At 63.5% G+C, this 8,753-nt stretch carries 9 protein-coding genes; 6 read left to right on the top strand and 3 right to left on the bottom strand.

The window, feature by feature from the left end; all coding sequences use genetic code 11:
- The first annotated feature begins 130 nt into the window (after nt 1–130).
- Both AKL29_RS10850 and AKL29_RS10845 read left to right on the top strand, forming a co-directional pair.
- Complete coding sequence (locus AKL29_RS10850) at nt 131–1,273, top strand: PepSY-associated TM helix domain-containing protein (RefSeq protein ID WP_283809396.1); 1,143 nt, start codon at nt 131–133, stop codon at nt 1,271–1,273.
- Between the two features lie 7 nt (nt 1,274–1,280).
- Nucleotides 1,281–1,463 carry a hypothetical protein gene (locus tag AKL29_RS10845; RefSeq protein WP_050384161.1) on the top strand — a complete coding sequence of 61 codons (183 nt, stop codon included), beginning with the start codon at nt 1,281–1,283 and terminating at the stop codon, nt 1,461–1,463.
- 190 nt (nt 1,464–1,653) lie between these two features.
- On the opposite strand, the gene AKL29_RS10840 is transcribed toward AKL29_RS10845, so the two are convergent.
- Together AKL29_RS10840 and AKL29_RS10835 are read right to left on the bottom strand one after the other, a co-directional pair.
- Nucleotides 1,654–3,393 (bottom strand): adenylate/guanylate cyclase domain-containing protein, encoded by a 1,740-nt coding sequence (locus tag AKL29_RS10840; protein ID WP_244481920.1) that lies wholly within the window; start codon nt 3,391–3,393, stop codon nt 1,654–1,656.
- Between the two features lie 289 nt (nt 3,394–3,682).
- Nucleotides 3,683–4,480 carry an N-formylglutamate amidohydrolase gene (locus tag AKL29_RS10835; RefSeq protein WP_050384160.1) on the bottom strand — a complete coding sequence of 266 codons (798 nt, stop codon included), beginning with the start codon at nt 4,478–4,480 and terminating at the stop codon, nt 3,683–3,685.
- A 104-nt stretch (nt 4,481–4,584) separates the two neighbouring features.
- On the opposite strand from AKL29_RS10835, the gene AKL29_RS10830 reads away from it, so the two are divergent.
- The 3 genes from AKL29_RS10830 (at nt 4,585) to AKL29_RS10820 (ending at nt 6,804) form a co-directional block, all read left to right on the top strand.
- The gene (locus tag AKL29_RS10830) at nt 4,585–5,484 is read left to right on the top strand and encodes a transglutaminase family protein (protein ID WP_050384159.1); all 900 of its coding nucleotides are present in this window, start codon (nt 4,585–4,587) and stop codon (nt 5,482–5,484) included.
- Between the two features lie 2 nt (nt 5,485–5,486).
- Nucleotides 5,487–6,299, top strand: coding sequence for a transglutaminase-like domain-containing protein (locus AKL29_RS10825; RefSeq protein ID WP_050384158.1), 813 nt, complete (start codon nt 5,487–5,489; stop codon nt 6,297–6,299).
- A 109-nt stretch (nt 6,300–6,408) separates the two neighbouring features.
- Nucleotides 6,409–6,804: a gamma-glutamylcyclotransferase family protein gene (locus AKL29_RS10820; RefSeq protein WP_028333144.1), complete on the top strand. Its 396-nt coding sequence runs from the start codon at nt 6,409–6,411 to the stop codon at nt 6,802–6,804.
- A 126-nt stretch (nt 6,805–6,930) separates the two neighbouring features.
- On the opposite strand, the gene AKL29_RS10815 is transcribed toward AKL29_RS10820, so the two are convergent.
- Nucleotides 6,931–7,485, bottom strand: coding sequence for a chlorite dismutase family protein (locus tag AKL29_RS10815; RefSeq protein WP_028333145.1), 555 nt, complete (start codon nt 7,483–7,485; stop codon nt 6,931–6,933).
- 210 nt (nt 7,486–7,695) lie between these two features.
- Between AKL29_RS10815 and dnaG the strand changes: the two genes are divergently transcribed.
- On the top strand, nt 7,696–8,753 hold a 1,058-nt coding region (dnaG, locus tag AKL29_RS44650), incomplete at its 3' end, for a DNA primase (protein WP_244481948.1).

The following is an 8,753-nucleotide window of genomic DNA, read 5'->3' as shown; positions in this document are numbered from 1 at the left end:
GCATGATCCCGAAAAGTGCGAAGCGGTTTTTCGGAAAGATCGTGCTTCAACAAGAGGCTAAAGCTCGATGACGATCCAACCTGATCTCATCGCACTTTAGGTGACGAAATTGACTGCGACGACCAGATCCTTGCGGCGATGGGGCGCTGTCCATAAATGGACCAGCCTGATTTGCACGTTGTTCATGCTGCTGCTCTGCATCACCGGCCTGCCGCTGATCTTCCACGAGCAAATCGACGATCTGCTGCACAGCCAGGTCAAGCCGGCCGACGTGCCGCCAGGCACGCCGCCGGCCAATCTGGACCGTCTGCTCGGCAGCGCGCTGGAGCAGGCGTCCGGAAAGGTCCCTCACTTCCTGATCTGGGATCGCGACGATCCGAGCGCGATGTTCGTCAGCGTCGGTCCGACCATCGATGCCGATCCGACCAACAATTTGCTGATCCGGATGGACACCCATACCGGCGCCTATCTCGATGCGCCCGATGTGACCGGCCGCTTCACCTACATCATGCTGAAGCTGCACACCGACATGTTTGCCGGGCAGTCCGGCAAGCTGTTCCTCGGATTGATGGGGATCCTGTTCTGCGTCGCGATCATCTCCGGGATCGTGGTCTACGCGCCGTCGATGCGGAAGCTGCGCTTCGGCGCCTACCGCGCGCAGCGGACCCGCGTCGTGCGCTGGCTCGACGTCCATAATCTCGCGGGCATCCTGCTCGTCGCCTGGACACTGGTCGTCGGTTTCACCGGGGTCATCAACACCTGGGCCGATCTCGTCCTCAAGATGTGGCAGTTCGGCCAGCTCGCCGAAATGACCGCGCAGTACAAGGACCGGCCGGTGCCGTCGAAGCTGACCTCGCTGAATGCGGCGGTCGAAGTGGCCACCCACGCGGTGCCCGGCATGACGCCGAGCTTCGTCGCCTTCCCGGGAACCCTGTTCAGCAGCAAGAGTCACTACGCGGTGTTCCTGCACGGCGATACGCCGCTGACCTCGCGGCTGCTGAAGCCGGCGCTGATCGACGCGGAAACCGGCAAGCTGACCGATACAAGGGACATGCCCTGGTATGTGACGACCCTGTTCGTCTCGCAGCCGCTGCATTTCGGCGACTATGGCGGCATGCCGCTCAAGATCGTCTGGGCGCTGCTCGACATCCTGACCATCTTCATCCTCGTGACCGGTGTGTATCTGTGGATGCGACGCCGCAGGGCCGGCGTGAGCCAGGAACGCGCGATCGCCAACGCCGCCTCCCTCGACAACCCCGCATTATCGTCGTGACGTCAGCATGGTCTCGCATCGTTCATTGACCCAGATCTTCACCGCTCCGCTCGTCATCGCGATCGTGAGCACGGTCGGATTGATCAGCGCGCTGGTCGGCGACGGCTGGTGGGATGCGGTCTCGTGGGCCGGGCTCGGCCTGCCTGTACTACTCTACGTGCACTTCATCTGGCGGCGCCAGCCGAATTGATCGGGTTGGCCTGATCGCGCCTCGAACCGGTCGCGCATTCAGCAAAGCCGATCCAATCGGAATATGCCGATCCCTGCGGTGTCTCATCCGCGGAGATGCGCGAGAAGCCGAACCGGCAATCGAACAAGCAGTCGCGGCCGCGCAGGTGCCTGCGTGTGGCGTCGCGCCGGCATTGTAAGATGACGGGTTTTCACTCCGGGAGCCCCGCCATGCGTAGCGGGTTGACCAATGCATCCAGGTCGCCCTGTCGACGATACGGCAGCAGCCTGGCCCAGCGGGCCAAGCTAAAACTGGGGTGGCCCGCCAGCAGGTCGGTTGAGATGCTGCGCGCTTCATCTTGCCGGCCGAGATTCCAGAGCGCCGCTATGAGTGTCGACTGCGCGGTCAGCCAGAGCGGCCGCTGCCTCAGGACGCGGGAGGCTATATCGTGCGCCGCCGCGAAATCTCCGAGATGAAATCTTGCGCGCGCTTCGTCCACCATGGATTCGTTGCGCTCAATCGGGCTGAGCCGTTGGGCGTGTTCCTCGTAGAGGACGGCTTTTCGGAAATTGCCGGCGTAGCCGTGGTACATGCCCGCCATGTGATGGGCGTCAGAGCTGCTGGGAGCGAGGCTGATCGCCGTTTCTCCTGCTGCCACAGCTTCATCATGACGGTGTTGATAGATACGAACATAGCCGATCACCAGGTATGCTTCCCCAAAGCTAGGGTCGGCGGCGAGAGCCCGATCAGCGCAGCCCAGTGCGGCTTGATACGCTTCATTTTCATCCTTGATCCAACCGAAGCGCGCCTGGTCAGTCAGGGTAAGACCCAACAAGTAGAGCGCCGGCATAAACGAGGCATTGATCTCGACCGCCTGTTCAAAAAGCTTCCGCGCCTGTGCGTGGGTTTGCCTTGCGAAATTAACGTACAGGGCGCGTCCCTTTAAGACATACTCATAAGCCAGCGGACTGCCCGAGCGTTTTCTCCACACCCTTGCGCGTTCGCCGACGGTCAACTGGACTTCAAGCGCTTCGACGATCTCTTGCGTAATTCGGTCCTGGAGATCGAACACGTCGTCCAGGTCTCCGTCAAAGCGATCCGCCCAGAGATGACCGCCGTCTCGACCATCAATCAACTGCGCCGTCAACCTGATGCGATTGCCGATCTTTCGAACGCTCCCCTCCAGCAGATAACGAGCACCCAGGATCTGCCCGATTTCGCGAATGTCCCTGTTCTGCCCCTTGAATGCGAAGCTCGAGTTGCGAGCTATTACCATCAATTCCTGAATCTTTGACAGGGTCGTAAGGACGTCTTCCGCGATCCCGTCCGCGAAATACTCCTGCTCGCTGTCGCCGCTCATGTTCTGAAACGGCAGCACCGCGATGGAGGGCTTTCCCGAAAACGGGCGCACGCGATGGGATTCGGCAGGAGTCGGATGGCGCTCAGCCGAAGTTCTGGCGCCAATCTTTATGCGCCAGGCGCGGATCGGTTCAGTGATGTTTTTCAGATTCTGTTGGCCCATGTCTTCGAAGGCCGCATCGACCTTGCTCCGGATCTGCCGGTAGGCGTCGTCAGACAGGCATATGCCGCCCGGGTCCGCGATGTTCTCCAGCCGCGCGGCGATGTTGACGCCGTCGCCGAAGATGTCGTCGTTGTCGATGATGATGTCGCCGACGTGAATGCCGATGCGAAATTCGATCCGCTGCTGTTGCGGTGCGGATGCATTAAGCTCCGCCATCCTGCTCTGAACCTCTACAGAGCTGCGCACTGCATCGACGGCGCTGCCGAATTCGACCAGCATGCCGTCGCCGGTCGTTTTGACGATGCGGCCGCGATGAGCGGCGATCGTTGGATCAATGAGATTCTTTCTGGCCGCCTTGAGCCGCGCGAGCGTGCCTTCCTCGTCCGTTCCCATCAGGCGGCTGTAGCCGGCGACATCTGCCGCCAGCACTGCTGCCAGTCGCCTTTCCACTCGCTCGGGCGCCACGGACTACCCTAACTTGGAAGTTCAACCCAGCCAATTAAAGCACGTCGAGCTGGCTTCGGGCTAGAGGCCACGCCCTGGCTGACCGTTAGTCGCTAGTGTGCTGAATGCGAAGTTCGTGCGATTTCGCGGCAGCCATTTTCACGAACTTCGCATTCATAAAGCACACTAGAATCATAAGTTTGCTAGTGTCCTTATCGAATCCGAAGCTCGCTCCGAAGGTGCGGCAAATGATGCGAACTTCGGATGCGGGACACTAGATCAGCGCTTCCGTGCGCAGCGTCGCCTCGATCTCGCCGAGGATGCGCGCCAGCCGCTCGGCCCACGCCGTCTCGCCGGCCTGGTCGGAGATCAGGTCCTGGCGGATCTCGATGCCCGAATTCATCAGGCCGCGCGTCTCGCCATGCACGGGGATCGTGTAGTCGGTCTCGTCGCTGACCGCATAGGGCTCGTTGTCGCCGACCACGAGATCGCCCTCGGCGCGCAGGTGCTTCAGCAGCAGCGGCGGCAGCACCGTGTCGCGGTGGTAGAGCGTACCGATGTGCCAGGGCCGTGCGATGCCGGCGTAGACCGGCGTGAAGCTGTGCAGCGACACCAGCACCGTCGGCAGGCCCCGACGCGCACGCGCGCCGATGATCTCGTCGATGCGTTTGTGATAGGGATCGAAGATCTGCGCGCGGCGCATCTCGGCGGCCTCGCGCGACAGGCCTTCATTGCCCGGCACCGTGGTAGCCTCGCTGATCAGCGGGATCGAGCTCGCGACATGCGGCGGACGGTTGCAGTCGATCACAAGCCGCGAATAGGGCTGCGCGATCAAATGCGCGCCGAGCCGCTCCGAGAGCCGGGTTGCGACCCCGGCGATGCCGATGTCCCAGGCGATGTGCCGCACGAGCTCGCTGTCGGGCAGGCCGAGGTCGCCGAGCGGAGAGGGAATCAGCCTGCCGTAGTGGTCGCAGGTGAACAGGAACGGCGAGCGGCCGCCGGCATTGTGTTCAAGAACCGGTGAAGCGTCGGTGCTCGCGAGCAGGAACGATGGACCGCCTCCGTAATTCAAGGGCTTTTTTCCTCGACTTTGCCTATTCAGGGGGCATGCTGATCTGGAATCGGGCAGCTTTCTCTATAGATTATGCGGCCCGAAATCACGATGATTGTTTGAAGATGCCGCTGCTGACTATTCATCACAAGACCGTTTATCGCTACGCGCGCCCGGTGGCGTTCGGCGAACACCGCATCATGCTGCGCCCCCGTGACGGCCATGATCTGCGCGTGCTCGACAGCGCACTTGTGATCGATCCACAGCCGATGTCGCTGCGCTGGATCCACGACGTGTTCGGCAACAGCGTCGCGGTCGCCGCCTTCGACGAGCGCGCCGACACGCTGTCCTTCGTCTCGACCGCGACGGTGGAGCACAATCCGGCCGATACGTTCGCGCTGACGCCGGACGATCCCGCCTATTTCTATCCGTTCCTCTACGACGATGAGGAATTCCCCGACCTGCAGCAGTTCATCACGCCGCAATATGGCGACCCGAACGGCGAACTGTCGGCCTGGGCGCGGCGCTTCCTCGATGTCGAGGCGCCGACGCCGACTTTCAAGATCCTCAGCGGCATGACCCACGGCATCCGCGAGGCGTTCAGCTATCGCAAGCGCTATGAGCAGGGCACCCAACATCCGCTCGACACGCTGCGCACGCAGTCCGGCACCTGCCGCGACTATGCGCTGTTCATGATCGAGGCGCTGCGCCGGCTCGGCATCGCTGCGCGCTTCGTCTCCGGCTATCTCGCCATGCCGCCCGGCAGCGCGCATGGCTATGTCGGCGGCGGCTCGACCCATGCCTGGGTGCAGGTCTATCTGCCGAGCGCGGGCTGGATCGAGTTCGATCCGACCAACGGCATCGTCGGCACGCGCGATCTGATCCGCGTCGCGGTGGCCCGCGACCCGCGGCAGGCGATCCCGCTGCACGGCGTCTATCTCGGCGTGGCGGATGCCTTTCTCGGCATGGATGTCGACATCAACGTGGTCTCGGTCGGCGAGAATGCGGAGCAGGAGACGGCCTGACGATGCAGATCAAGGTCGGCTTCGAGATCACCTACACGGCGGCGCAGTCGACCCCGATGGTGATCATGCTGTCGATCCATCCGTCGCGCTACGCCGACATCGTCGGCACCGAGCGCCTTTCGACTGAGCCGGACGTGCCGATCGGCCTCTATCGCGACGGCTTCGGCAATGTCTGCGGGCGGCTGGTTGCCCCCAGCGGTGGCGTCACCTTCCGCGGCAGCGCGCTGGTGCGCGATTCCGGACTGCCTGACATCGTCAATCCGGCGGCGCAGCAAGTGCCGGTCGAGCAATTGCCCGACGACATGCTGCTTTATCTGATGCCGAGCCGCTATTGCGAGACCGACAAGCTGACCGACGTTGCCTGGTCGCTGTTCGGCAACACACCGCAGGGCTGGGCGCGGGTGCAGGCGATCACCGATTTCGTGCACCACCACGTGACGTTCGGCTACCAGCACGCCCATCACATGAAGTCGGCGCACGACGTCTATGAAAGCCGCGCCGGCGTCTGCCGCGACTTCGCGCATCTGGCGCTCACCTTCTGCCGCTGCATGGGCATTCCGGCGCGCTACTGCACCGGCTATCTCGGCGACATCGGCGTGTCGCCGGACCCCGCGCCGATGGATTTCTCCGGCTGGTTCGAGGTCTATCTGTCCGGCCAGTGGTACACCTTCGATGCCCGCCACAACACGCCGCGGATCGGCCGCATCCTGATGGCGACCGGCCGCGACGCCGCCGACGTCGCCCTCACCACGAGCTTCGGCCGCATGACGCTGACGAAGTTCGTCGTGGTGACGGATGAAGTGGTGGCGGCCTAGCGTCCCTCGGGATTTTCTGTCATTCCGGGATGGTGCGTTAGCACCAGACCCGGAATTTCGAGATTCCGGGTCTGGTCCTTCGGACCATCCCGGAATGACAACTGAACCCATGACCGACCTTCTCTTCGTCTACGGCACGCTGATGCGCGGCTTCGACCATCCGATGGCCAAGCTGCTCGCGGGCAATGCCGAATTCCTCGGGCCGGCGCAGTGCCGCGGCCGGCTCTATTTGGTGAAGCATTATCCGGGTCTGGTCGTGTCGGACGATCCGGCCGACATCGTGCATGGTGAGCTGTTTCGCTTGCGTGAGCGCGAGGCCATGCTGCGTGAATTCGACATGTACGAAGCCTGCGGCGAAGGCTTTCCGCCGCCGACCGAATATGTCCGCGAGATGCTCGAGGTCACGCTCGCCGACGGCAGCACGCGTGAGGCGTGGACCTATCTCTACAACTGGCCGGTCACCGAGCTGCCGCGGATCGCGTCAGGAAAGTTTCTCGAGCATTAGCGCTCGGACGTAACCGCATATGAGGTCATGGCCGGGCTTGTCCCGGCCATCCACGTCTTTGTTGCAGCCAGCAAGGAAGACGTGGATGCCCGGGACAAGCCCGGGCATGACGATGAAGAGGGTACGTCACACCTCCCGCACCACGCGGATATCGACCTCGCGCTCGACATAGGTCCATTCCTCGGTCGCGCGCAGCATGCCGACCAGTTCGTCGAACAGGGTGACGTGGTCGGGGGCGAACTCGAACCAGGTCAGGAAGTCGAAGGGCATGCCGAGGTCGCGCGAATGAAACAGCTGGCGGGCGATCGCGGGGAGGAATTTCAGGGTGCCTTCGATGTGGTGCGACTTGTCCTCGAAGATCTTGCGGCGCTCCTCCTGCGTCAGCTCCCACCACGCCGCGGATTTCCGGATCGGGATCAGCGCCGCGTGCGTTGCCTCGCTGCGGCCGAGCCCGGCCTGCACGGCCAAGAGCTTCTCGCGCTCCTCCTTCTCGGTGTAGCGCAGATGGCTGGCGACGCCGGCGAGCCGCCAGGAGGTCTGCGCCGGCAGCAGCGGCAGCGCGATCGACTCGCTCGCAACGATCGACAGCGCCGCGACCTTCGGCAGCGTCTCGCCCTTCACCCGTGTGATGGACGTGACCTGCCAGCCGCCGCTCTGTCCGCCTCTGAATGTCGTGAACATGGCCTATCCAATCCCGGAAGCGGGGAGGGGGCAAGGTGGCCGCACAGGCTCTCCACCGTGGATTTGGGGGTAGCCCGCTCGACGGAGCCCTGACCGGCCAGACCTGTGAATAGCCCGGAAAAGCCCCACATTGTTCGGCATGGCGGGCCGTGCCGCTATATGGCTAACCGGTTGTCCGCGATTCGCCGCCCGAGCCCAAAATCCTGACTGATGCGTTTCACGCCCGAATTCCTCGATGAGCTGCGCGCCCGGCTTCCGGTCTCGGAAGTCGTGGGCAGGCGCGTCAAGCTCAAGAAGGCCGGCCGGGAGTGGAAGGGGCTGTCGCCGTTCCAGCAGGAGAAGACGCCGTCGTTCTTCGTCAACGACCAGAAGCAGGCCTGGTTCGACTTCTCGTCCGGGCTGAACGGCAACATCTTCGACTTCCTGATGAAGACCGAGGGCGTGACTTTCCCCGAGGCAGTGGAACGTCTCGCCGCGATGGCGGGTGTCCCGCTGCCGGCGGTGACGCCCGATGCCGCACGGCACGAGCAGCACCGCCGCACCCTGCACGACGTGATGGAACTGGCGACCAAGTTCTTTGCCGACACGCTGGCCTCACGGGGCGGCGCCAAGGCGCGCGGCTACCTCGCCGACCGCGCCATCTCGCCGGCGACCCAGCTTCAGTTCCGGATGGGCTATGCGCCGCCGGACCGCTTCGCGCTCAAGGAGCATCTCGGCGCGTTAGGCATCTCCACCGACGACATGGTGGAGGCCGGGCTTCTGGTGTCCGGCGAGGACAAGCCGGTGCCGTTCGATCGCTTCCGCGACCGCGTCATGTTCCCGATCACGGATGCCCGCGGCCGCGTCATCGCGTTCGGCGGGCGTGCGCTGGAGAAGGACGTTCCGGCAAAGTACCTGAACTCGCCGGAAACCACGCTATTTCACAAGGGCGACAATCTCTACAATCTGTTCACCGCACGGCAGGCCGCGCATGATGGCGCGCAGCTGATCGTCGTCGAGGGCTATGTCGATGTCATCGCCATGGTCACGTCGGGCTTTCCCGGCGCTGTCGCGCCGCTCGGCACTGCGCTGACCGAGAACCAGCTCGGCCTGCTCTGGAAGATGGTCGACGAGCCGATCCTCTGCTTCGACGGCGACCGCGCCGGACAGAAGGCGGCTTATCGCGCTGCGGACCTTGCATTGCCGCAGCTCAAGCCGGGCAAGAGCCTGCGGATTGCGCTGCTGCCGGAAGGGCAGGATCCCGACGATCTCGCCCGCTCCGGCGGCCG

Origin of the sequence: Bradyrhizobium pachyrhizi (assembly GCF_001189245.1) — a bacterium.
Classification (GTDB): Bacteria; Pseudomonadota; Alphaproteobacteria; order Rhizobiales; family Xanthobacteraceae; genus Bradyrhizobium; species Bradyrhizobium pachyrhizi.
The sequence above is the reverse complement of the archived record's forward strand: the minus strand, read 5'-3'. Positions and strand labels throughout refer to the sequence as shown.

What these genes read in the sequence shown, in the direction of transcription:
- AKL29_RS10845 (WP_050384161.1), top strand. Translation starts at nt 1,281, where the DNA reads ATGGTCTCGCATCGTTCATTGACCCAGATCTTCACCGCTCCGCTCGTC.
- AKL29_RS10830 (WP_050384159.1), top strand. Translation starts at nt 4,585, where the DNA reads ATGCCGCTGCTGACTATTCATCACAAGACCGTTTATCGCTACGCGCGC.
- AKL29_RS10825 (WP_050384158.1), top strand. Translation starts at nt 5,487, where the DNA reads ATGCAGATCAAGGTCGGCTTCGAGATCACCTACACGGCGGCGCAGTCG.
- AKL29_RS10820 (WP_028333144.1), top strand. Translation starts at nt 6,409, where the DNA reads ATGACCGACCTTCTCTTCGTCTACGGCACGCTGATGCGCGGCTTCGAC.
- AKL29_RS10815 (WP_028333145.1), bottom strand. Translation starts at nt 7,485, where the DNA reads ATGTTCACGACATTCAGAGGCGGACAGAGCGGCGGCTGGCAGGTCACG.